Here is a 23,441-nt window from a genome sequence, read left to right on the forward strand (position 1 = left end):
TAATTGTGTAATTTTTCGTATTATAATGTGTTTGTATTTAAATCTTTGCTGCCATCCTGCTGTACATAATATTTAAATGTATAGTACGGGGCAGGCCAATTGAGGTTGGTTACCGCCGCTGGATTTCCCTTATAGGCATTGATCAGCTGTAATTTGGCATATTTGCCATCGGGTAAGCGAATCGCATAGGTACGATTGGGAAGCGCCTGCATAATATGGGTGCTTAAACTATAGCGAAACCATCCATCCGAACCATCGGTTGCTGCCCAGCCAATTTTGTTGACTTCACTTTTATTAAACTCCTCATCCGAAGGGGCAACAGTGACACTCTGATAGGCTTGTCGTAGTAAAACAACAGCGGTATTATTTGCCTGGCCGCCATAACCCGGATTGTATTCATGCTGGGCATTGTTCAGATAGATCTCCGAATTGTAAGGACCTGTAAAGGCAATATCCCAATCTTTTGTTTTAAGCCACTGCGCAGAATCGGCTTTTGTTTTAACCCATATTTGCTTTTGGTCTTTAAAACGAAAAAGAAATATAAAAAATGGTCTTTGCTCTTTTCCTTCAGTACCTTCGCCCATGGCTGCATCGGTATCGCCAGCAAGATCTTTGATCAGAGTACTTTTGCCATCTTCCAATCCGATAGTATAATCTTTGTCTTTCCCGCAGGATACGAGTGTCAATAGCAATAGTGCTGAAAAAATACAACGGCCAATCTTGTGAAAGGAAAGCCAGATGCTACATTCTCCTATAATCATGCGAATCGTTCTCATCTTTTATCTTGTACTTGATGTGCTAAATTCTTGTTCATTAGTCCTTATTATTCTTTTATTCAACGGTAACTGACACCACCCATAATAACCCGTCCAGGCTGCCCGAGTAGATAACGGCTTGTAAAATTGAATAAGTTATCACCGATCAGGCGGAGGGTCAATCTCCTGTTCATCAGACTCTTTTCCACAGTCATATTCACGAGTGTGTGATAGGGAATAAAAATGTCGTATTTGTCAATAAACTGGTTGCCATTGTATTCCTGAAAAGGTGTGGCACTTCTGAAATTGACCCGCGCATTGACATTAACGCCCCAGGGTTTATATTCATATTGGGCTTTTGCGTTGAACATGTGTCTCGAACGGTCTTCAATACCCCAATAATCCGATTTTTTACTCTGGCGATATTCGCCTGTAGCGGGATCGTTGATCTGGTTATAGGGATAACTGCCCTTGGCAATACTATCCAATACACTCAGGTCTTTGGCAATCAGGTATTGATAGCCCATCGACAGTTGCAGATCTTTGGTTGCCTGATAGGTCAATGAAACTTCGAAACCTTTATTCATGGCTTTAGGCAGGTTGCGGTAGCTATAGATCTGTGCGACTTTGGTACCGTTACCTACACTAACTGTGTTGATCTGATTGTTGATCCGATGGTAGAAGACAGAGAAATCGGCCTGTAATCTCTTGGACGGGTTCCAGGTCAGTCCAATATTGTTTGAAATGCTGGTTTCGGCTTTGAGGTTGCCCGCCACCAAATTGAGCATATAGCTGTTTTTATAACTGAGTTCTCCGGCTTGATCCATGGCTGCAATTACATCGGCTACGCGTTCCGAACCGATCACAAGATAATTGGCTGCTGGATTGAAGAAGACCTGATAGCGCATTTTATAGTCGGGGGCTTTGAATCCTGCACCAACACCACCTTTGATCAAAAGTGTAGGACTGAGATGATATTGCAGGCCTAAACTCGGGCTGAGATGACCATTGTAGACATTCATCTGATCGTAGCGTAAGCCCAGCGTCGTTAATAAGCGGTCTACAGGTTTCCATTCGGTCTGCAAATAGGCGAATGCGCTGTTCAAAGAGCGTTTGGCATCCAGATCTTGGTTGTCCATCCGTTCAAGGCTACCACCTATACCGCCAGTAAGTTTAACCTGTTGTGCAGGGCTATACGCAAACTGCTGTTCAATGCGGTGTACATTCTGACCAAATTGCTCGGCGCTGGCAACAATACCTTGTTGCAACCATTGTGCGGCAATCTGGGAGTGGAAACGCGAGAAATAGTAACGTGTAATACTACGCAGTCGAGACGCAAAATTATGGTCGTAACTTGCCGAGAGATTGATGTCCTGATCTTTTTGTTTATCCTGCAGTGTGGCCGATTCAGACCAGGCATTGATCATTTCAGATTCCCGGGCTGCATAACGCCCTGTCACGCCCAAAGTGCCATTTTTGCTTGTACGATAACGTACTCGCCCCTGGAAACTATAGTTGGTATAGGGCGGAAAAGTGGTGCTCTTGGAATCTAGGTATTGCTTGTCCGTATTAAAACCATCCGTGCGGTAATAATTGCCTGAAAACACTGCGCTGCCGCGCTGATTAGCAAAAGGTGTCTCAGCTTCCAAAGTGGCATCGACGGTATTGAGACTGCCGTAAAGAAACGATGCCTGTGCCTGTGGTGTGATAGCACCATGGCGTGTAATGATATTGATTGCACCACCTAATGCGTCACTGCCGTATAGGCAGGAAGAAGCTCCCTTGATGATCTCGATACGCTCAATATTGGTCACCGAAATACGGGACAGGTCAAAGTTGCCACTGTTTCGCCCCAGCATAGGTTGCCCGTCTACCAGAACCATCACGTAGTTGCTGCTGAATCCCTGGATCTGCACACCGACAGCTCTGGAGCCTCCGGCGATATCGTTAACAATGGCGATACCCGTCTGTTCTTTTAAAACTTCATCCAGACGACGGCTGCCCATAAGCTCGATCTCCCGCTTGGTGATTACTTTAACGGGCATGGCTGCATTTTCAGCCTTAACGAGATTGTCTACAGCCTGCACTTTACCCTGCACATCAACTACATCCATCTGCCGTTCTTCAGCTTTTAACACAATGGTCAATTGCTGATTTTTGTCTTCCAAATCGATAACTTGACGGTACTGTTGATAACCCATGGCCTGTACCTTTAATTCGTAGCGCCCCGCATAGAGCTGGGTGAATTGAAATCTCCCTGCAGTATCTGTTTTAAAAGCATATTTATCTGGATAAAGATAGATAGTCGCATTGGCGACGCCTTTATTGGATTCGTTTTTCAATACACCGGAGATTTTCCATTTTTCCTGTGCTTGCACAGTGTAGATCTGGCAGGCGCAAAGGGCGATCAGGGTGCTTGTTCGAATAGGTGAGCTGCTTTTAAACACTATTTTTATTTTTAATAATTCTAAATAATGTTACAAAAAAAGGTAATCCTATTGGATTTTTCTCTATGCAAAATGTCATAAATTCTATTTAATCCGTTTTTTATGGACTGAAAAGTAGTTTGGATTTAGTTATATATTGCTGTTTATTAATGGTTTGTCAGGCTTTTTATGTTGAAGTATGCTGTTCTAAAAGAAATAATATAATTTGTATTTAGACTGATTATTGATTTGTTTTGTACTCAAGTTGAACGGCGAGAGGTAAAACCATTCCTGGTGATCCGCTATCGCCATAGTGGAGATAAAGAATTACAATGAGTAGATTTTATGTTATTATACTGTGTTTTTTGATGCAAATCGGTGGATGGGCAAGGGCACAGCAGAGAATCATTACGTTAAACAGTTCGTTGACCGAAACGATCTATGGACTGGGAATAGGTGAGCACATGGTCGCTACCGATGTGACAAGTATATCGCCCAAAGCAGCGGCGGCCTTGCCGAGGGTAAGCAAGAACCGTTCGGTATCGGCCGAAGGTTTATTATCTTTTAAGCCAAGCATCGTTATTGCGAATGAAGGCGATGTATCCAAATCGGTCATTCAGCAGATTCGTGCGGCTGGTGTGAAATTTGTCTCCATTAAACCAAACTATTCTGTTCCGGGTGCACTTCGTTACATTCAGGAGGTCGCAGACGCCGTCGGTGAATCTGCTGCCGGTAAAAATCTGGTTTCGCGAACAAAATTAAGCCTGGATCATACCATGGAATTGGTGAAAAAGGAAAATCAGGGTAAAGCGGCACCCAAAGTATTGTTTTTATATGCCCGTGGTACGGGTACCATGAGTGTAGCGGGTAAAGGCAGTAGTCTGGATGCGATGATTAATCTGGCTGGTGGTAAAAACGCGGTTCAGGAATTTTCGGATTTCAAACCCTATACAACGGAAGCGCTGGTGCAAGCCAATCCAGATATTGTGTTGCTATTTGATTTTGGCGCAAGTAGTCTTGGCGGTGAGGATGCTATCCTCAAATTGCCGGGGATGCGTATTACGAATGCGGGTAAAAACGAACGTATCTTGGTGATGAATGCCTCGCTGCTGGTCAATTTCAGTAATCGGCTGCCAGACGCAATCTTAGCATTGCACCGTGGATTTGGAAAAGTGATGGATTCAAAATAAAGCCGGTGCAAAAGAAACAGAAATTTATCCTATTGACTTTGGGCCTGGTATTGGGTGTCGTCAGTATTGTTGCCTTGGGGATGGGGGCCTACCATATTCCACCCGCTGATATCTTAACGATGTTGACGCAAAAATTGCACTTCGGAAGTACGGGAGGTGCGCATAATATGCACGAAGATGTTCTTTTTGAGATTCGTATGCCGCGTCTTTTGCTCGGGCTTTTGGTGGGTGCAGCATTGGGTATATCGGGGGCTGCGATCCAGGGTATATTCCGCAATCCCTTAGCGGAGCCCGGATTAATTGGCATTTCATCTGGAGCTTCTCTTTTTGCGGTACTGATCATTGCCTTTGAGACTTTTCTCTTTACCTCTTTGGCTGCTTGGATTGGGTATTATATATTGGCTTTTGGCGCTTTTGTGGGCGCTGGTTTGACCGCTTTTTTGGTTTACCGTATTGCCAGTAAAAATGGCCGCCCCAATGTGACGACGATGTTGTTGGCAGGTATTGCCATCAATGCCTTTGCGGGTGCGCTGACAGGTTTGATGACCTATATGTCCACAGAGCAACAGTTACGTACCATCACTTTTTGGATGCTGGGTAGTCTTGGTGGGGCTACTTGGGATAACTTAAGGGCTTTGGCGCCATTTATTTTGATCCCGGTGCTGATCTTGCCCTTTTTTGGAAAGTCGCTGAATGCTTTTTCCCTCGGGGAGTTGCAGGCAGATCTTTTGGGTATGCGTACCGATCGCGTCAAACGCTGGGTGGTTGTTTTATCCACACTTGCTGTGGGAGCATCCGTTGCGGTATCGGGGATCATTGGTTTTGTGGGATTGATTGTTCCGCATACCGTTCGTCTGATGGGCGGGGCGGATCACCGATTTGTACTTCCTGGTTCATTGCTATTGGGGGCGTTGGTGCTGACGTTGGCAGACGTGATTGCCCGGGTTGCTGTTGCACCCATTGAATTGCCCATCGGCGTCATTACAGCTTTACTGGGTACACCGGTATTTTTGTATATTTTAATCAAAGATAAATAGTCTTTTGGCAGAGGCCTTAAAAATAATTGCATTATGCTACGTGTAGAGAAGATCAACTACGAAGTAAACGGACGAAAGCTCCTGAAGGATATCACCTTTCAGGTACGTAAAGGTGAAATTCTGGCAATCCTCGGAGCCAATGGCGCTGGTAAATCGACGCTGATGGGGGTGCTTTGTGGTGAAAAGAAGCCGGATTCGGGTGCTGTTCATCTCAATGGCAAGGCGCTATCGACATACGAACCTGCGGCTTTGGCGAAATGTAGGGCTTTACTGAGTCAACAGCAGCAGATGACATTGAGCTTTAAGGTAGAAGAGATCGTGCTGATGGGTCGGTATCCGCATTATAGGAATACGCCCAAACAACAGGACTATAAAATCGTGGCCGAAACCATGGAACTTTGTGGAGTATCTGCCTTTGCTGAACGGGATTTTTTGAGCCTCTCGGGCGGTGAGCAGCAGCGTGTTCATCTTGCACGTATCCTGGCGCAGATATGGGATAACCCAGATGCACTGTTGTTATTGGACGAACCTATTTCTGCATTGGATCTGCATTATCAGCAGAAAGTACTGGCCATTGCACGGGCACTTGCCCGAAAAGGATTTATGGTGGTGCTGATCGTGCATGACGTCAATTTTGCTGCCATGTATGCCGATCGAATTCTGATGCTCAAAAATGGCCGCAAGCTCTTTCATGGTACCCCAGTGGAAGTGTTGGCCCAAAAGGAGATCTATACGATCTTTTCGGTCGAGTCCAGTGTCATTATGAATCCAAGAACATTGAAACCTTATGTTCAGTTGGAGGAAATGGATATTGACTTGGATTAATCCTGTTATTTAGAAAGATTATAAATAATTTTAGAATACCATCTTATTTCGTTAATTTTAACTGCTTCAGGCTTATTTAGGATTTGTAATCATGTTGGTGAAAAGTAAAATAGTAGAGTTGGCAGATTGGCTTTTTGAAGAAGAAATTCCGGATGGCTATGTTCCCGACAAACCTTTGGTCGAAAATAGGATATCCATATCCAAAGATCCGGTCCATATGGAGAATTTCCAGCTATCGACTTCAGGATTGTTTATCTTGCATTCGAAAATGCAGTTTGATCGGCCAGTGCAGGTTCTTACGGAGATCGAGGGCGAGACCATAACCAGCCAGTTTATTTTCTTTAAGCCGACGGATAGCAAATTGCCTTACGGCATGAGCCGGCATAATATACGCTACATTCCCTCGGTCAAATCCATCCATGAAGTGGAACCCGGTATTGAGTATACTTATTTTATAGCCGTTATTTCCAAAGAGTATTATCTCAATCTGATCAAACGCGATTCGTTATTGCATCAGCAATTTGTGCATGAGATCGAAAAAGGCGAATACGTTTCCTTCTCCGAAGAAGATCTGATGGCGACCTATGAGATGCAGCATACCATAACCGAGCTGATTGAATCTAAAAAGAAAGGGGAGATCCGTCGACTACATACCGAGTCGCGTGTTGTTGAGCTGCTGATGTATCAGTTTGAGCAATACAATGAGAAAACGGAAAGCAATGATTCGCTCTTTCATGAGGAGGATGTGCAAAGGTTGGAGATGGCACGCCAGATTCTTGAACAGCGTATTGCCAATCCGCCGACGCAAAAAGAACTGGCCGCGGAGGTGCTAACCAGTGAAAGCAAATTGCGTAAGGACTTTAAGGAATATTTTTCAGTGACCATTCACGACTACCTTACACGAGTGCGGATGGAAAAAGCCAAAAGTTATCTGCTCGAAGATAAAATGACTGTCTATGAGGTGGCCTTGTTGACGGGCTATGGTCACCAGAATAATTTTAGCAGTGCTTTTAAAAAATATTACGGAATCTCTCCCGGGGAGCTCAAGATGTAATATAAACTGCTGCTTGGATTAGTTTCTTCTGATCGGGAAGATATGATCGTCCGAAATAGCATAACTTTGATATTGGGAAGACAGGTCTTTGCTGTCCAATCCCGTAAAAGTACTAAAAGCGGGAAGGATAATCTGATGAGTAGATACCAGAAAACAGGGTAGGCGAACCTTCCGTTTTGGTGGAATAACCAGGCTGATACCCGGATGGATATGTCCACTAATCCGAAATGAAGAGGAATCTGCTGCATCAGCGGGGTGATGTTTAAATTGGATCTGTTGCATTTCGAAAACTTCTTTGTGATGCTCTATACCGAAGCGAATGCCCATTTGTTGCGATAGGCGGTCGTGATTGCCTTTGACAAGATGAAGGTGGAGCTCAGGGTGGCGTTGTCTGAATGATTCCAGTAAAAGTACTTCCTGATTGATGCCGGCATGAATGAGATCGCCGACAACGATGACTTGCTTAGCTTGATAGTACGCTATTAGGGATTCTAATCGAGTAAGGTCCGTTATGGCAGTATCCATCGGGATAGCAATGCCATGCTTCCTGAAATGTGCCGCTTTGCCCAGATGTAGGTCAGATAAGATTAACGTTTTTTGGTCTTTCCAGTATATAGAGCGTTGTGTGTTAAGGGCTAATTCCTGTTTATTGAAGGTAATTGTTTGTTCTCCGATTTTCATTTTCTGCGCTTCTTTTTTTGAGCATTGGTCTTTTCCATGCGTTGAATCCGTTCAATCAAGGCTTCGCTCGACAGGGATTGCCGGAGGCTATCCACTTTTATCGGAAAGCTCAATGGCGTATACTCTTCGACAAAGGTATAACGTATTTTGCTCTGATTGATCCTTTCGAATGCGTTTATTAACCGATGTTCTTCCAGTTGCTGGTTGAACACTTCGGTAAAAGCCTGTTTGAGCAAAAGGTTAGTGGGATCGTGTTCCATCAGTACGCGGAAAATAATCCCTGATGAGGCCTGTAATGATTTGTTGTTTTGCTGGGTGCCCGGATAGTTCTGCACAACCAGTCCCGAGATGACAGCGATATCCCTAAATTTGCGGCTGGCCATTTCTGCAGAGTTAATACTACTGATCACATCTTCCATCAAATTGCTGCGGCTCAATACCTGTTCGAGCTGCATTTGACTGAGCTGAATTTGCTTATCGGAATAGAGTTCGAAGCCATAGTCGTTCATGGCCATGGAAAAGCTGATGGGGTACAACTTGCTAATGCGGTAGGCGACAAGCGCTGCCATGACTTCATGGATCAATCGGCCTTCCAAGGGGTAGAAAAATAGATGATGACCTTCTCTGGTTTTGATATGTTCGACGAGGAATTCCGCTTCACTTGGCACGGCTGAAAGTTCAGCCTGTTTTTTGATCAGTGGCGCCAGGAAATGAAGCTCTTTTTCACTGGAAGGAGCGCTGGCTGCTGCAGCCAATTTTTTTCTCAGGAAATGACTCAAGTTGGACGATAAGGGAAGTCTTCCACCGAGCCAGCTTGGAGTAATGGCTTTACCCGACGAATTTCTTACGAATACGGTCATTTCCTTGACCATCGCTACTTCGAGTATCCGCCCCGCAAGGATAAAGCGTTCACCTTTTTTTAGTTTGCTAATAAAATATTCTTCGATCATGCCGATGTAACCACCGGAGAGAAACTTCACGCGCATCATGGCATCACCGACAATGGCACCTATATTGAGTCTGTGAAGTAGTGCAAGACGACGGTTTTTGATGATCCATTTGCCATCTTCATCTTGGATAACCTTGTGAAATTCTTCGTAGCGTTTTCCAATTTTTCCACCCGCGGTAATAAAATACATACACCATTGCCATTCTTCCGTTTCCATGTAGTGAAAGGCATGGGTATTGGCGACGATTGCATGCAGTTCTTCCGAACGAAATCCACCGCCCAAGGCGATGGTTACCATGAATTGAACAAGCACATCGAAGGTCTGAACCATGGGATCCCGGTTTTCGATCGTCTGCGTTTTTACGGCCTCCTTCAAGGCGGCGACCTCGATGAGCTCCAGGGAATGTGTGGGGACGAAATAGATCGTGGACGTTTCAAATGGACTATGTCCACTTCTTCCAGCGCGTTGCATAAATCGAGCTACACCTTTACTGGAGCCAACCTGTATGACTGTATCTACAGGTTTGAAATCTACCCCTAAGTCCAAGGAGGAGGTTGACACGACCGCTTTAAGTTTGCCGCTGCTGAGATTTTCTTCGATCCATTCGCGGATATGGGCGTCAATGGAGCTGTGATGCAAGGCGATTTGTCCAGCAAAATCGGGGTGAGCCTGCAGCAGCAATTGGTACCACATCTCACTTTGGCTCCGTGTGTTGGTAAAGAGGATCGTACTTTTACTGGCAAGTATAATCGGGACGACCTGATCTACGAGGTTGCCGCCGAGATGCCCTGCCCAGGGAAGCAGTTCCACTGTGCTGGGGAATATCGGTTTGATGGCAATTTTCTTTTTCTCCTTGGCAACAATCTGGATACGTTTTGCAGCTTGTGGAAGCAAAACTTCCATCGCTTCTTCAAGGTTTCCGATGGTGGCTGTGATACCCCAAACGCGTAGGTTTTTTATATATGCTTTCAGAAAGGAAAGTGCCAGTTCGACCATTACGCCGCGTTTGTTGCCCATGAGCTCGTGCCACTCGTCAACCGTCACACATCGGAGATTTTTAAAATATTTATCGCGTTGTTTTTGAGCAAGCAGTAAGTGCAGGCTTTCTGGAGTAACGAGTAAAACGTCAGGCATGGAGCGGGTTTGCTGCGCTTTGATCTTGGGATCGGTGTCACCATTACGCACCTGTACGATCCAGTCGAGTCCAATTTCGTCTATTGCTGTTTGCATGGCCCGCGCCAGATCTTTGGCCAAAGAGCGTAGGGGTGTAATCCAAAGGAGCTTTAGCCCCTTTTGATAGTGTTCCGGATGATTGAGGAAGTCCATCAGTACGGCCATAAAAAGGGAGAAAGTCTTCCCAAACCCTGTAGGCGCGATGACCAGCCCGCTATATCCTTGCGCATATTTTTCCCAGGCCTTGGTCTGGAAGCTAAAAGGGGTATTTCCCTGCGATTTAAAATAATCACTGATTATTCGAAAACCGTCACTATATGCTATTTTTTCGTTCAATGTGTATGAAGCTATGCCTTATTGTATCAACTTTTTAATATCTTCAAGACTATCGATCTCTGCGGCGGTCTTGTCTTTTCGCCAGCGTAATATCCTCGGAAAACGTAGCGCGACACCCGATTTATGACGTTTGCTGTATCCAATGCCTTCAAAGGCAATTTCAAAAACTAGTTCAGGTTTAACGGTTCTTACGGGGCCGAATTTCTCTAAAGAATTTTGTTTTACAAAGCGGCTAACTTCTAGAATTTCCTTGTCTGTAAGACCTGAATAGGCTTTTGCGATCGTTACAAGCTGATCGTCATCCTTTACGGCAAAAGTATAATCGGTATAATGGGCACTTCGGCGGCCACTTCCTTTCTGTGCATAAATGAGGACAGCGTCTATACTCATGGGATTTACCTTCCATTTCCACCAGTCGCCTTTTTTGCGGCCGGCGTGATAAGCGGAATCCTTTTTCTTGAGCATAAGTCCTTCGCTGTTGACCTCGCGCGAGTTTGCCTGTATGTCTTGTAGCGCGGGCCAATCTGCTGCATGTATCAAAGGTGACAGCTCTAAAGCACCTGGAGGATTTGCAGCATAACACTGTTCTAGCAGTGTACGTCTGTAATTAAGAGGCTTATCGCGCAGATCGATGCCATCCAGTTCGACAATATCATAAAGGTAGACTGAAATAGGTACTTCTTCACGCAGTGACTTTGGAATGGTCTTTCGGTTGATTCGTTTTTGCAGTTCGGAAAAGTTGAGGACACCGCCGTCTCTGACAGCTAGGATTTCGCCATCAAGCACAAAATTTCCTTTCCACTGATGGAGGGCCTCGGTAATTTCAGGGAACTGCGCTGTCACGAGTTCCTCTCCGCGAGACCAGATATGTATTTCATCTTCGCGCTTGATGAGCTGGCCACGTATACCGTCCCATTTGTATTCTGCCTGCCATTCGTTGAGAGAGCCTAGGTCTTCGGGGGCCTTTTCTAAAGGATAAGCGAGGCAAAAGGGATAAGGTTTGGAACGGTTGGTATCGCTGTAAGCGCCATTGACGAGTTTGTCGAATTCTACCGCATGCGGATTCCATTCGCCCATGATACTATGCGCTACAGCGCTTGCTTCACTGTTGGTATACTGCGCGATTGTATTGATTAATCCCTTATCGGAAACACCTAACCTGAAGCTGCCACCGAGCAGTTTATTGAAAATGAAACGCTCTACGGTATTTAGTGCATTCCAGGAACGGAGAACAAAAGCCTTTTTTTGGGCTATACTGTCATCCCGGATGGCAATGATCTCGTCCATCCATTCACTCAGGCTTTTTTCGATCTGCTGTGATGGTGGTGGGAGCAGCAACGATAAGGTCTCGGCCAGATCACCTACGGCAGCATACGATTCTATAAATAACCATTCGGGGACTCCGGTGATTTCTAAGGCCCATGTTTTAAGATCCTTGATCGCGATGCTTCGTTTCGGTCTCTTGCCGGTCATCAGGGCAAGAAACCAAAGTTTGTCTTTTTCGGAAGCCTGATTGAAAAAAGTTAAAATAGCTTCTTTTTTCGAATTGGTCTTATTGCTGCTGTCAAGCGCATGGATCAATGTAGCAAATTCTTTCATAGGCTATTCTGTGGTTTGGCTTTGAGGGTCCTCTTCATCTCCGTATTGCGTTTTAACTTCTTCGGCCTCAATACCGATTTCATTCAGATATTTGGCAAATGTTGCTGTCTGTCCGTGTGTGACATATACTTTTTCGGCAGCGCTACCACGTACCGCCTGCAATAAGCCCTGCCAGTCGGCATGATCGCTGATCGCAAAGCCGGCATCAGCGCTGCGCCATCGCCTTGCCCCACGGATTTGCATCCATCCGGAGCAGATCGCATGGGCAACATGCGGTATTTTCTGTAGAAGCTGGCTGTCTAGCAGAGCAGGCGGCAGCAGCACAATTTGATTGTCAAGCTGTTTGAGCTCCGATTTTAAATCGGCGATGCGGTAATTTGGCAATTTTATACCTGCCTGACTATAGGCTTCGTTTAGCTTGGCAATGCTGTAATGAACGTATACGGGCCCCATCTCATGAACAGCGTTGAGAATGCGCTGCGATTTTCCAAGCGAATAACCGATAAACACAGAGGTTTTGTTGTTGCTCTGATTGGTTTTAATCCATGTCTGTAGGCTTTCATTTTGCGCTTCTACGGAATCCCAACGGTAAATAGGGAGGCCGAATGTACTTTCTGTAATAAGTTCATGGCACTTTATGGGTTCGAACGGTGTAGATAAACCATCGTCCTGAATCTTGTAATCGCCCGTAAAGACGACAACTTTACCTTTATGTTCCAGGCGTATCTGTGCAGAGCCAATGATATGGCCAGCTGGATGTAAGGAGACCCTGACTCCATTGATGCATACCGCTTCGTTGTAGGCAAGGCCTTGAACCTGAATGTCTGGACCTATGCGACTTCGTAGGATATTGACCGTAAAATGGTGGCATAAGTATTTCTTCATTCCCCAATGGGCATGATCTGCGTGACCATGGGAGATGACTGCCAAATCAACTGGCTGCCATGGATCAAGATAAAACTTGCCCGGAACACAGTAAATACCTTTTGATGTAAAACGTATCATTATTCATTAAAACAGGGTTTCGTGGGCTAAAGTTTTACTTATTTGCTGTCTTTTCAATTTACTGTTGTCTTTGCGTATTAATGTTGGGGGTATTCAGTTAATTTTTTTAGATTTGTTAACCTTGATGCTAAGTTTTAATACACTATGATATTAATTGTCGATGATAATCCGGATAATATTTACTCTTTACAAAAATTGCTGGAATCCAAGAATTTTAAAGTTGATACCGCTCATTCTGGGGAAGAAGCTTTAAAAAAGATCCTAAAAAATAATTATGCATTAATCATATTGGATGTTCAAATGCCGGATATGGACGGCTTTGAAGTCGCCGAGAATATTGCCGGTTTTAGTAAGACAAAGGAAACACCGATCATATTTTTGTCTGCGGTCAATACAGATAAAAAATTTATTACGAAAGGCTATGATTCCGGTGGTTTGGATTATGTCACTAAACCTGTTGATCCGGATATTCTAATGCTGAAAGTCAAGACGTTTTATCGCCTTTATGAGCAGACGCAGGCATTGAAAGATGTTCAGCAGACCTTGGAGCTTGAAGTAGAACGACGAAAGCAGGCACAAAAGGAGCTTCGGTCTAAGTTGGACTATTTACATACGCTTTTGGAGTCGCTTCCTCAAATTGCATTTACTTGTGACAAGAGCGGCAATATTGATTTTGTCAATGGCCGCTGGTTTGAATTTTCTGATGATGCCACTATTTTTCCGCAGACTTACCCTGGTGACCGACCTATCGCTGCCGCGCTTCACGGTAGCCTTCAGTCAGGTGAACCATTGGAGATGGAAGTCCGTTTGAAAAAGACCCATTGTGGAGAGTATTCATACCAATTGTTGCGGGTGTGGCCAATCTTGCAAAATAGTGAAAGCAACTGGATAGGAACTTTCACCGATATTGACGCACAAAAGCGGGCGGAAAAAGAGAAAGATGAGTTTCTGAGTATTGCCAGTCATGAGTTGAAAACACCGTTGACAAGTATAAAGGCCTATATGCAATTGCTTGACCGCAAGTTGAAACTGGAAGAGGAAAGTGCTGAAGCAAGGTATGTTCATCGGGTGCAAGGACAAATAGATAAACTCAACAGCCTTATATCGGATCTTTTGGATCTATCAAAAATTGACAATGGGAAGTTGCTTATCAATAAAAAAGTATTCTCACTTGAGCATATGGTAAAAAGTGCGGTTGATTCCATTATTCAGACGCATGACCAAAGCAGCATGAAGCTTATTCGAACCGGTGATATCACAGCGGTACAAATATACGGTGATGAGATCCGTCTTGAGCAGGTATTGGTTAATTTCTTGACGAATGCATACAAATATGCGGCGGGCACGGAAAAAGTCATTGTAGATTGTACGGTTGTCGACGATGCTGTGAAGATCAGTGTAATCGACTTCGGCATTGGGATACCCGTGGAAAAGCAAGCCGATGTTTTTGAGAAATTTTATCGTGTGGAAGAAACATCATTTGACTTTCAGGGACTCGGGATAGGCCTTTACATCTGCGCCGAAATTATACGAAGCCATCAGGGAACGATTGGTGTAGAGAGTTCGGGTGAGCGTGGTGCAACCTTCTATTTTACCTTACCCTTAAATTAATTTAAGAATGCCAAATAGTAAGACAATCAATAATCTAACGTGGGGGATCGGTTTTTCATTGGTCGTGCTGCTTATTAGTTCTACAGCATCCTACATTGGTATACAGGAGCAAAATAGGCATCGCCAGGAGCTTGCGGTAACAAGAAAAATAATCAGCACTTCAACTAGTTTACTAGCTTCGTTACAAGGTGCTGAAACTGGAAACCGGGGCTTTCTTCTGACTGGTAAAGAAAGCTATTTAGAGCCTTTTAATAATGCCTTGGAAAGTTTGCCCAAAGAATTGCAGGAGATAGAAGCCCTCACCAAGCAGGATCCGGTGCAGAAGGTTCGAGTAGACAGTCTAGTAATTGCAGCAAAATGGCGGCTCGACATTTTAAAGGAATCAGTTGCAACGAAGAGAAGGGGCGGCGTATTCGGCTTAGCACAATTGGATGAGAGTAAAATGGCTATGGATAAGTGCCGTGTAATTATCAAGGATATTAATCAGTATGAGGACGATAATATCGATAGGAAATCGGCTAATTTGGATAATTCTTCGTTTATCACAACCTTGTTTATTGTTATCAGTGCCTTACTTTCTCTTATTATTACCAGCTATTTTTATTTTAGGTTACGTGCCGACTTCTTGAAGCGTGCAGCACTCGAGAAATCATTACGTGAGAAGGATGAAGGTATTTCTAGGCGCTTAAATTTGGTTCAGAAGATTACCAATCGAATCGCATTGGGGGATTATGATGTCAAGGCAGAGGAGGTCGGAGACGATGATCTCGGTGAAATTGCGAAAGCCGTCAATAGGATGTCGAAGGCGTTGAAAAAATCATTTGAACAGCTAACAGATAATGATTGGCTTCATGCTGGATATGCCAAACTTTACACTGGATTGATGGGAAATAAGAGTGAGCAAACAATTGCTGCAGATTCCATCAAAAGTCTTGTGGATTATACCGGTGCTATCAGTGGCGCGATCTATATTTTTAACGATGACAAGTTGGAAATTTCAGGAGCATATGGTTTGGATACGCAGACACAGCGATATTTTTTGCCGGGAGAAGGCTATATTGGGCAGGTATTTGTTGACCGGGAATCTAAGACACTTCATAATCTGAATGCAACGGATTACGTGGTTAGTTTTGCCAATGGAAAGATCCATGTGCAGCATATTATTTTCTTACCGATGCTGGTTGATGATCAAGTCCTGGGCGTATTGGAAGTTGGTCAGATGGATAGTTTTACTACGGTAGAACAGACATTTTTGAATGAATGTGCCCGACAGATTGGGATTGCACTAGTTTCAGCAAAAGGAAGGGCAAAAATCCAGACATTGCTGGAGGAAACACAGGTACAGTCTGAAGAGCTATTAACACAACATGCCGAGCTTGAAAGTTTAAATACTGAATTGGAGGCGCAAACATTGCGTTTGCAGTCTTCAGAGGAAGAGCTTAAAGTACAACATGAGGAACTGATGCAATCCAATCAAGAATTAGAGGAACGCTCGCGATTGCTTGAAGATAAGAACTTAATGATTGCCGAACGGAATCAGGAAATTCAACAGAAAGCCGAAGAGTTGGCGTTGAGTACTAAATATAAATCCGAGTTTTTGGCTAATATGTCCCATGAACTCCGTACACCGCTCAACTCGATATTGCTGCTATCGCGTTTGCTATCGGAGAATGTAGAGGAAAACTTAAATTCAGATCAGATTGAATCTGCTAAAGTCATTCTAAGTTCGGGAACGAGTTTATTGACGTTGATCGATGAGATTCTGGATCTTTCCAAAATTGAATCGGGTAAGATGACCTTGGATTATGCCTCGTTGGATCTAAATGATATTTTGTCGGATTTGAATAGTTTGTTTTTGCCGATTGTACAGGAAAAAGGCTTGATTCTAAAAACGAATATCAGTGATAAGGTAAACCAGAGATTTCAGGGAGATCGGCTTCGCATCGATCAGGTACTCCGTAATTTGATTTCAAATGCGATAAAATTTACCAAAGAAGGCGAAGTACGTCTGGAAATCTATGAAGATCCAAGTGATCGCGATCGATTGGTATTTGCTGTAGTCGATTCGGGTATTGGTATACCACTTGAAAAGCAGAAAATTATTTTTGAAGCCTTCCAACAAGCTGATGGCTCAACGAGGCGGAAGTTTGGCGGTACTGGCCTAGGACTTTCTATTAGCCGGGAGATTGCACGTTTGCTTGGTGGAGAGATCAGGTTGGAAAGCGAAGTGGGTAAAGGTAGTACCTTTTTGTTCATTATTCCGAAGTCCAAAGTTGAAGTCAAAGAGATATTGACGAAGGAGCAGCAATTGGTTGAGGAGATATCTTCGGAAGTAGAAGAGGTGATTGAGATTGTTAAAGAAGATACCTATAATCCAGTCACAATTAGGATCCCCGAGGAGATTCCAGATGATCGAGATACGGTTGCAGAGGGAGACAAGGTGATTTTGATTGTGGAGGATGATGTTAATTTTGCCAAGGCACTCTTGAAATATACACATACACAAAACTATAAAGGTGTAGTTGTTGTTCGTGGTGATCATGCACTCCCTGCAGCACAGAAGTATCATCCAGTTGCTATTCTGCTCGATATTCAATTGCCAATCATGGACGGATGGGCTGTCATGGATCAATTGAAGGGCAATAAGGCTACGCGGCACATTCCGGTTCATATCATGTCTTCGCTTGAGGTGAAGAAAGAAAGTTTATTAAAAGGAGCAATCGACTTTATTAATAAGCCTGTTGCGTTGGAGCAAATGACTTCGGTATTCCAAAAAATTGAATCGGCCTTAAGCCGTTCACCGAAGAAGGTACTTATTGTTGAAGAAAATCCAAAGCATGCCAGTGCACTGTCTTATTTCTTAAGTAGTTTTAATATATCACTTGAAGTAAAAGATAATGTAGAGGAAAGTATTACTGCTTTACGCACGGCAGATGTGGACTGTGTGATTCTGGACATGGGGGTTCCTGATGAAATGGGCTACCATACGTTAGAAGCAATCAAACAACATGAGGGATTAGAGAACCTGCCGATCATTATCTTTACAGGCAAGAACCTGTCTAAGGCTGAAGAGTTGAAAATTAAGAAATACGCAGACTCCGTTGTTGTAAAGACGGCCCATTCTTATCAACGGATTCTAGATGAGGTCGGATTGTTTCTTCATTTGATTGAGGTTAATAATTCAGACGACGCCAGAAGGAAGAACAATGGGCTTGGAGCTTTGACCGATGTATTGAAGGGCAAGAAGGTCCTTGTTGCTGACGATGACGTCAGGAACATCTTTTCAATAACCAAAGCATTGGAGAAATTTCAAGTAAAAGTAATTCCTGCAATGGACGGTAAAGAAGCGTTGGAAGTATTGACATCAGGAGAACCTATTGATATTGTATTGATGGATATGATGATGCCAGAGATGGATGGCTATGAGACTATTAGGAATATCAGGCAACATGTTGATTATGCAAGATTACCAATCATCGCTGTTACGGCGAAGTCGATGATCGGCGACCGAGAAAAATGTATTCAGGCAGGAGCTTCGGATTATATCTCGAAGCCGGTAGATATCGATCAGCTCTTGTCTTTATTGCGTGTGTGGTTATATGAAAATTGAGGACAACTGATATATGGATCAGAATAAGGTAATATTAATTGTGGACGACGATCAACGCAATATTTTTGCATTGCGTTTGACGTTGAAAGCGAAGGGATATCAAGTATTGAGCAGCACGAGTGCGAGCGAGGCTATCGAGATCTTGGAGACGAATAAAGGTGTAGCGCTGATATTGATGGATATGATGATGCCTGAAATCGATGGCTATGAGGCGATTCAGCTGATCCGCAATTCGAGTTCGCTGGGCAAAATTCCAGTTATTGCCGTGACAGCGCAAGCGATGAGTGGAGACCGGGAGAAATGCTTGGAAGCTGGAGCCCAGTCGTATGTCTCGAAGCCGATTGATGTCGATAAATTGATAGGTGAAATTGAACGGTTAATCTAAATGTTGGGCTATAGTATCATAAAAGACCATGAAATAGATATTTTGCTTGAAGATATCTATCGCGACTACGGGTATGATTTTTTGCAGTATAGCCGTGCATCGATGAAGCGGAGGATTAATCGGCTTATGACGAATGACCGTTTGGCAAGTTTTGCTGAACTTCGTTTTGTATTAAAAGACAACCCGGCATTTTTGCAGCATTTTGTTGAAGAGATTACTGTTAACTTGACCGAGATGTTTCGAGATCCCTTATTCTTTCGTCAACTGCGGGAGGAAATTCTCCCTCAATTGGGGACATATCCATTGATCCGTGTATGGATTGCAGGATGCTCCACAGGAGAGGAAGCTTATTCGATGTCCATTTTGCTAAAAGAGGCTAATCTGTATCACAAGTCATTGATCTATGCAACGGATATTAATCCTCGGGTACTCGATATTGCCCGAAATGGTGTATATCCATTGAGCCAGATAAAATCTTTTTCCGAAAATTATATAGAATCTGGAGGAAAACAGGACTTTTCGAAATATTACACAGCAAATTATGAATGGGCAAAATTCGATGCCGATCTTAAGCAAAAAATGATTTTATCTACCCATAATCTGGTGTCAGACACATCATTTAATAGCTTTCAATTAATCCTTTGTCGGAATGTTTTGATCTATTTTAATAAAGATTTGCAGGAGCGTGTTTTTAAATTATTTGACGCGAGTCTAGAAAATTTAGGATATTTGGCATTAGGTAGTAAAGAAACCATACGATTTTCAGGGATTCAGCATAACTTTACAGCTGTAGGGGATCAAAAGATTTGGAAAAAACTTTATACCTTATAGGGGATTGCAGGAAGGCATGAAAGTTTTGTGCCTGATGTAAAAAATGACGGTATATATAAACTATTTTATATGAGTAAAACAAAAACGGTGTTGATATTTGAGGACGATACCATTATTTTGGAGGTTATAACGGTTGTTTTGACAGATTTGGGGTTTCACGTTGAAGTTTCCGAAACTTCACATGATATTATCCAAAAGGTGGAATCTGCAGAGCCCGATCTTGTTTTAATGGATAACTGGATTCCAAACATTGGTGGGGTTGAAGCAACCAGATTGCTTAAATCAGATCAGCGTTTTAGCCATATTCCCGTAATTTACGTGTCGGCAAATAACGATATTCAATCCCTGGCAGATCGTGCCGGAGCGGATGATTTTCTATCTAAACCTTTTGATTTGGAAGATTTGGAAAATATTGTCAATAAATATATTGTATAGATCAATTTAAGGTTAGACTTAAAGGCTGCAAATCTCAGATTCTCGCAGGTTAGTTTAGTCGATGGAAGTATGCTGGTCTATGCCAGCATCAATTAGCTTTTGATCTATTATGTATTTGGTAAAAATGTATCGGTGATCTGACTACCAGGTATTTAGACCTTCCTGTAAAATAGTGTTATAGGTCTCCACGTTGAATTTATAGAGATCAGGAGCTTTATGGGCTCCGCCTTTCCGCTGTTCGTCAAGTTTTTGGAGGATACCCATATTTTTCATTTTACGATAAAAATTGCCACGATTAAGTTTCTTACCAAGCACTGTTTCATAGAGTCCTTGCAGGTCCGTCAGCGTAAACTTGTCTTGTAGCAAATTGTATCCTATTGGTTTATAAGAAAGCCGCTCGCGAAGAGTCCGGAGAGCCTTGTTGATGATTTTGCGATGATCCATGGTGATATTGAGCTCAGTGATGTCCCTAAAGTCGATCCACTGACAAGTCTCACTTAAGGAATCAGGTTGAGGAATTACGTGTTTGTAGTTTACCAGCGCGTAATAACCAATTGAAATAAATCGCTGTTTGTTCCACAATGTGTCTGGGTAATCTGCAAAGGATTGCTGGCTGCGCTGTGGGCATCCAAATACCGCAAATTCTTCCAAGAATATATCCTTCACACCTGAGCGTTCATAAAGTACGCGTTTGACCGCCTCGTCCGTATCTTCCTCTTTCCCTACATAGCCACCTGGCAGAAACCATTCTTTATTATAATTCATTTTTAGCAAAAGGATTCTCAAGGAACCTTGGTCGAAGCCAAAGACGACGGTATCCACAGAAATGTGAGGTAGAAATTTTTCATAGCTCTCTGCTGATGCGTTAATTAGCTGTGTTCTGAAATCCATATAACTGCTGTTTTTGGGTTAATATTACAAAAAAATATCGCAATGGGAGGTAAGTTGCCGGATAAAACTCGAACAATTCCTTATGCAAAAATTACATAAGGTGCTTTTTTGATAAATCAATTTACTGGTAATTAGTTGTTTGTGTTATTTTGTTGATTTTATTTTGTAATTGAACAAAAAGATTGTACACTTGTATTGCTTCATTATGAAGCAATGTAAATAACTGATTATAACGTGTTAAGCCAAATGTTTTTTTAGCCGTGAGGCGAATGTTTGACTACGAACTCATGTATTAAACGAACAGATTTTATGAATGTAAGAAACCTAATATTCGCTTCATCTTTCAGTCTATTTTTAACTTTTTCAGCACAAGGCCAGGTTTATCAAAAGATTGAGAATCAGTATGGCCCTGTTTTGGGGTATTCAACAGCTTCGGGCGTGAAGATCCTAAGTATTGCTGGAAATAAATTTAAGGATCTCAATCGAAATGGAAAATTAGACCGTTATGAAGATTGGCGTTTGACAGCAGAGGAGCGAGCTAAAGATCTCGCCTCAAAATTGTCTGTTGATCAGATTGCTGGGCTTATGTTGTATAGCAGGCATCAAGCTTTACCGGCACCGGCCTTTGGATTTATGGGAGGCACTTATCAAGGAAAAAACTATCAGGAAGGTCTAGTTTCACCTTGGGCTCTGACCGATCAGCAGCGTGAGTTTCTGGAGAAAGATGGGCTGAGGCATGTCCTGTTGACAGCAGTGAAAGATCCGGAGACCGCTGCCCGTTGGAATAATGAGTTGCAAGGTTTTGTGGAAGGCTTGGGATGGGGGATTCCGGCGAATAATAGTTCCGACCCACGTCATAATGCTGTTGTCAGTGCAGAGTTCAACGCTGGGGCAGGGGGGCAAATTTCAATGTGGCCGGATGGGCTTGCGATGGCGGCGACATTCGATCCAGCTATCGTCAAACGTTTTGGGCAAGTAGCGGCTTCGGAATATCGATCCTTGGGCATCACGACGGCATTATCACCACAGATAGATTTGGGTACCGAACCGCGTTGGTATCGTATCGGTATGACTTTTGGAGAGAGTCCCGAGTTGACAACAGCGATGGCTAGAGCTTATATCGATGGTTTTCAGACATCGAGTGGAAAAGACGAAATTGCCTTAGGCTGGGGGTATAAGAGTGTTAATGCTATGGTGAAACATTGGCCCAGTGGAGGGCCTGAGGAAGGTGGTCGGGATGGCCATTGGGCTATTGGAAAGTTTGCGGTATATCCAGGTGATAATCTGAAGCAACATATTATGCCATTTGTCAATGGAGCTTTTCAGTTGACAGGAAAGACGAGCAAAGCTGCCGCAGTTATGCCCTATTATACGATTTCTTTTGGTCAAGACGAGAAGAATGGTGAAAATGTGGGAAATGGTTATAGCAAATATTTGCTTACCGACTTGTTGCGCGGCACCTACGGTTATGATGGTGTGATCTGTTCGGACTGGTTGATTACGGGAGATGAAGCGCCTAAACCAGATGGATTTGCAGGTAAACCCTGGGGGGTAGAACAGCTGTCGGTGGCAGAGCGTCATTATAAAGCATTGATGGCAGGCATAGATCAATTTGGTGGCAATAACGATAAGGCTCCTGTTTTGATAGCCTATGAACTGGGCGTGAAAGAGCACGGACAGAAATTTATGAGACAACGATTTGAAGCTTCTGCCAGAAGGCTTCTGTTAAATATTTTCCGGGTAGGACTCTTTGAAAATCCATATTTGGATGTCGAGGAAAGTCGCGCCACTGTCGGTAATCCGCTCCATATGAAGGAGGGCTACGACGCACAGGTAAAGTCCATTATTTTACTAAAGAATAGTGATCAGCAATTGCCTATTCTTGGACGGAAGAAAGTTTATGTTCCGAAGATGTATAGTGCAGCAATGAAAGATTGGTGGGGAAACTATGCACAGGCACGATTGGAATACCCCCTCAACATTGATCTCTTGCGAAAATATGCCGATGTAACCGATAACCCCAATGAAGCTGACCTTGCAGTCGTGTTTGTACAGAGCCCGATCAGTTCCGAAGGTGGATATAGCGAAAGAGATCGCAAGAATGGTGGAAATGGCTATGTTCCGATTTCCTTGCAGTATGGCACATATACAGCCTCAGATGCACGAGCGGAGAGTATTGCCGCAGGTGATCCTATAATCGATCCATCGATTAAGAATAGGTCTTATAAGAATAAAATGGTGACTGCTGCGAATGTGATGGATCTTCAAACGGTATTGGATACGAAGGATATGATGAAGGGGAAACCTATTTTGGTGTCTGTGACAGCAAACAAGCCCATGGTATTTGCCGAGTTTGAAAAGGAGGTATCAGGTATTATCCTAAATTTTGGTGTATCAACACAGGCTGTATTGGATGTTATGTTTGGAAAGTACGAACCTTCCGGTCTATTGCCTGTTCAAATGCCCGCAAACATGGCTACAGTTGAGAAACAAGCTGAGGACGTGCCTTTTGACATGGAAGTCTATGTTGATCAAGCAGGACACGCCTACGATTTTGGTTATGGTTTAAACTGGTCGGGAGTCATTAAAGATAAACGCGTAGGAGAGTTTGTGAGGAAATAATAGGGGATCATACCGAAAGTTTGGG

The 23,441-nt window shown here is 43.5% G+C and carries 17 protein-coding genes; 10 read left to right on the forward strand and 7 right to left on the reverse strand.

Annotation, left to right across the window (positions count from 1 at the left end; translation table 11 throughout):
• Window positions 1-20: 20 nt before the first annotated feature.
• Entirely contained in the window at window positions 21-776 is a 756-nt protein-coding gene (locus B2O97_RS01865; RefSeq protein ID WP_236560179.1) for an HmuY family protein, read from the reverse strand.
• A 59-nt stretch (window positions 777-835) separates the two neighbouring features.
• Window positions 836-3,202: a TonB-dependent receptor gene (locus B2O97_RS01870; RefSeq protein ID WP_286766838.1), complete on the reverse strand. Its 2,367-nt coding sequence runs from the start codon at window positions 3,200-3,202 to the stop codon at window positions 836-838.
• A gap of 311 nt (window positions 3,203-3,513) precedes the next feature.
• On the opposite strand from B2O97_RS01870, the gene B2O97_RS01875 reads away from it, so the two are divergent.
• From B2O97_RS01875 to B2O97_RS01890, 4 genes are all read left to right on the forward strand, one after another.
• Window positions 3,514-4,371 (forward strand): heme/hemin ABC transporter substrate-binding protein, encoded by an 858-nt coding sequence (locus tag B2O97_RS01875; RefSeq protein ID WP_286766839.1) that lies wholly within the window; start codon window positions 3,514-3,516, stop codon window positions 4,369-4,371.
• Between the two features lie 5 nt (window positions 4,372-4,376).
• Complete coding sequence (locus B2O97_RS01880) at window positions 4,377-5,408, forward strand: FecCD family ABC transporter permease (RefSeq protein ID WP_236560181.1); 1,032 nt, start codon at window positions 4,377-4,379, stop codon at window positions 5,406-5,408.
• A 33-nt stretch (window positions 5,409-5,441) separates the two neighbouring features.
• Window positions 5,442-6,233, forward strand: coding sequence for a heme ABC transporter ATP-binding protein (locus B2O97_RS01885; protein ID WP_115048475.1), 792 nt, complete (start codon window positions 5,442-5,444; stop codon window positions 6,231-6,233).
• A gap of 91 nt (window positions 6,234-6,324) precedes the next feature.
• The gene (locus tag B2O97_RS01890; protein WP_115048478.1) at window positions 6,325-7,287 is read left to right on the forward strand and encodes a helix-turn-helix transcriptional regulator; all 963 of its coding nucleotides are present in this window, start codon (window positions 6,325-6,327) and stop codon (window positions 7,285-7,287) included.
• 18 nt (window positions 7,288-7,305) lie between these two features.
• On the opposite strand, the gene pdeM is transcribed toward B2O97_RS01890, so the two are convergent.
• From pdeM to B2O97_RS01910, 4 genes are read right to left on the reverse strand one after another with little or no spacing between them, the layout of a single operon-like run.
• Window positions 7,306-7,968 (reverse strand): ligase-associated DNA damage response endonuclease PdeM, encoded by a 663-nt coding sequence (gene pdeM / locus B2O97_RS01895; RefSeq protein ID WP_286766840.1) that lies wholly within the window; start codon window positions 7,966-7,968, stop codon window positions 7,306-7,308.
• A complete protein-coding gene (locus B2O97_RS01900) occupies window positions 7,965-10,427 on the reverse strand; it encodes a ligase-associated DNA damage response DEXH box helicase (protein WP_286766841.1) in 2,463 nt (820 codons plus the stop codon). Before B2O97_RS01900 ends, pdeM begins: the two co-directional genes overlap by 4 nt.
• An 18-nt stretch (window positions 10,428-10,445) precedes the next feature.
• Window positions 10,446-12,026, reverse strand: coding sequence for an ATP-dependent DNA ligase (locus tag B2O97_RS01905; RefSeq protein WP_286766842.1), 1,581 nt, complete (start codon window positions 12,024-12,026; stop codon window positions 10,446-10,448).
• A 3-nt stretch (window positions 12,027-12,029) separates the two neighbouring features.
• Window positions 12,030-13,031: a ligase-associated DNA damage response exonuclease gene (locus tag B2O97_RS01910; protein ID WP_286766843.1), complete on the reverse strand. Its 1,002-nt coding sequence runs from the start codon at window positions 13,029-13,031 to the stop codon at window positions 12,030-12,032.
• A gap of 144 nt (window positions 13,032-13,175) precedes the next feature.
• Here B2O97_RS01910 and B2O97_RS01915 point away from each other — a divergent pair, with 144 nt between their 5' ends.
• The 5 genes from B2O97_RS01915 to B2O97_RS01935 all read left to right on the forward strand — a co-directional run bounded on the left by B2O97_RS01915 (window position 13,176) and on the right by B2O97_RS01935 (window position 19,903).
• The gene (locus B2O97_RS01915; RefSeq protein WP_070566465.1) at window positions 13,176-14,642 is read left to right on the forward strand and encodes a response regulator; all 1,467 of its coding nucleotides are present in this window, start codon (window positions 13,176-13,178) and stop codon (window positions 14,640-14,642) included.
• A gap of 7 nt (window positions 14,643-14,649) precedes the next feature.
• Window positions 14,650-18,252, forward strand: a complete 3,603-nt coding sequence (locus B2O97_RS01920) for a response regulator (protein WP_286766844.1) — start codon at window positions 14,650-14,652, stop codon at window positions 18,250-18,252.
• Window positions 18,253-18,265: 13 nt separating this feature from the next.
• Window positions 18,266-18,637 (forward strand): response regulator, encoded by a 372-nt coding sequence (locus B2O97_RS01925; protein ID WP_115048490.1) that lies wholly within the window; start codon window positions 18,266-18,268, stop codon window positions 18,635-18,637.
• The gene (locus tag B2O97_RS01930) at window positions 18,638-19,468 is read left to right on the forward strand and encodes a CheR family methyltransferase (protein WP_112374664.1); all 831 of its coding nucleotides are present in this window, start codon (window positions 18,638-18,640) and stop codon (window positions 19,466-19,468) included.
• A 69-nt stretch (window positions 19,469-19,537) separates the two neighbouring features.
• Window positions 19,538-19,903 carry a response regulator gene (locus B2O97_RS01935; RefSeq protein WP_070566459.1) on the forward strand — a complete coding sequence of 122 codons (366 nt, stop codon included), beginning with the start codon at window positions 19,538-19,540 and terminating at the stop codon, window positions 19,901-19,903.
• 141 nt (window positions 19,904-20,044) lie between these two features.
• Here the strand turns inward: B2O97_RS01935 and B2O97_RS01940 are convergent, their stop codons facing one another.
• On the reverse strand, window positions 20,045-20,794 hold the full coding sequence (locus B2O97_RS01940) for an NUDIX hydrolase (RefSeq protein WP_070566457.1): 750 nt from the start codon (window positions 20,792-20,794) through the stop codon (window positions 20,045-20,047).
• A gap of 309 nt (window positions 20,795-21,103) precedes the next feature.
• On the opposite strand from B2O97_RS01940, the gene B2O97_RS01945 reads away from it, so the two are divergent.
• Window positions 21,104-23,416 (forward strand): glycoside hydrolase family 3 protein, encoded by a 2,313-nt coding sequence (locus tag B2O97_RS01945; RefSeq protein ID WP_286766845.1) that lies wholly within the window; start codon window positions 21,104-21,106, stop codon window positions 23,414-23,416.
• The last annotated feature ends 25 nt before the right edge of the window (window positions 23,417-23,441 follow it).

It is taken from the genome of Sphingobacterium sp. UBA865, from assembly GCF_002295765.1.
Classification (GTDB): Bacteria; Bacteroidota; Bacteroidia; order Sphingobacteriales; family Sphingobacteriaceae; genus Sphingobacterium; species Sphingobacterium multivorum.

Coding starts and splice junctions, on each gene's coding strand:
- B2O97_RS01865 (WP_236560179.1), bottom strand. CDS start 776: ATGAGAACGATTCGCATGATTATAGGAGAATGTAGCATCTGGCTTTCC.
- B2O97_RS01875 (WP_286766839.1), top strand. CDS start 3,514: ATGAGTAGATTTTATGTTATTATACTGTGTTTTTTGATGCAAATCGGT.
- B2O97_RS01885 (WP_115048475.1), top strand. CDS start 5,442: ATGCTACGTGTAGAGAAGATCAACTACGAAGTAAACGGACGAAAGCTC.
- B2O97_RS01890 (WP_115048478.1), top strand. CDS start 6,325: ATGTTGGTGAAAAGTAAAATAGTAGAGTTGGCAGATTGGCTTTTTGAA.
- pdeM (WP_286766840.1), bottom strand. CDS start 7,968: ATGAAAATCGGAGAACAAACAATTACCTTCAATAAACAGGAATTAGCC.
- B2O97_RS01905 (WP_286766842.1), bottom strand. CDS start 12,026: ATGAAAGAATTTGCTACATTGATCCATGCGCTTGACAGCAGCAATAAG.
- B2O97_RS01910 (WP_286766843.1), bottom strand. CDS start 13,031: ATGATACGTTTTACATCAAAAGGTATTTACTGTGTTCCGGGCAAGTTT.
- B2O97_RS01915 (WP_070566465.1), top strand. CDS start 13,176: ATGATATTAATTGTCGATGATAATCCGGATAATATTTACTCTTTACAA.
- B2O97_RS01920 (WP_286766844.1), top strand. CDS start 14,650: ATGCCAAATAGTAAGACAATCAATAATCTAACGTGGGGGATCGGTTTT.
- B2O97_RS01925 (WP_115048490.1), top strand. CDS start 18,266: ATGGATCAGAATAAGGTAATATTAATTGTGGACGACGATCAACGCAAT.
- B2O97_RS01930 (WP_112374664.1), top strand. CDS start 18,638: ATGTTGGGCTATAGTATCATAAAAGACCATGAAATAGATATTTTGCTT.
- B2O97_RS01935 (WP_070566459.1), top strand. CDS start 19,538: ATGAGTAAAACAAAAACGGTGTTGATATTTGAGGACGATACCATTATT.
- B2O97_RS01940 (WP_070566457.1), bottom strand. CDS start 20,794: ATGGATTTCAGAACACAGCTAATTAACGCATCAGCAGAGAGCTATGAA.
- B2O97_RS01945 (WP_286766845.1), top strand. CDS start 21,104: ATGAATGTAAGAAACCTAATATTCGCTTCATCTTTCAGTCTATTTTTA.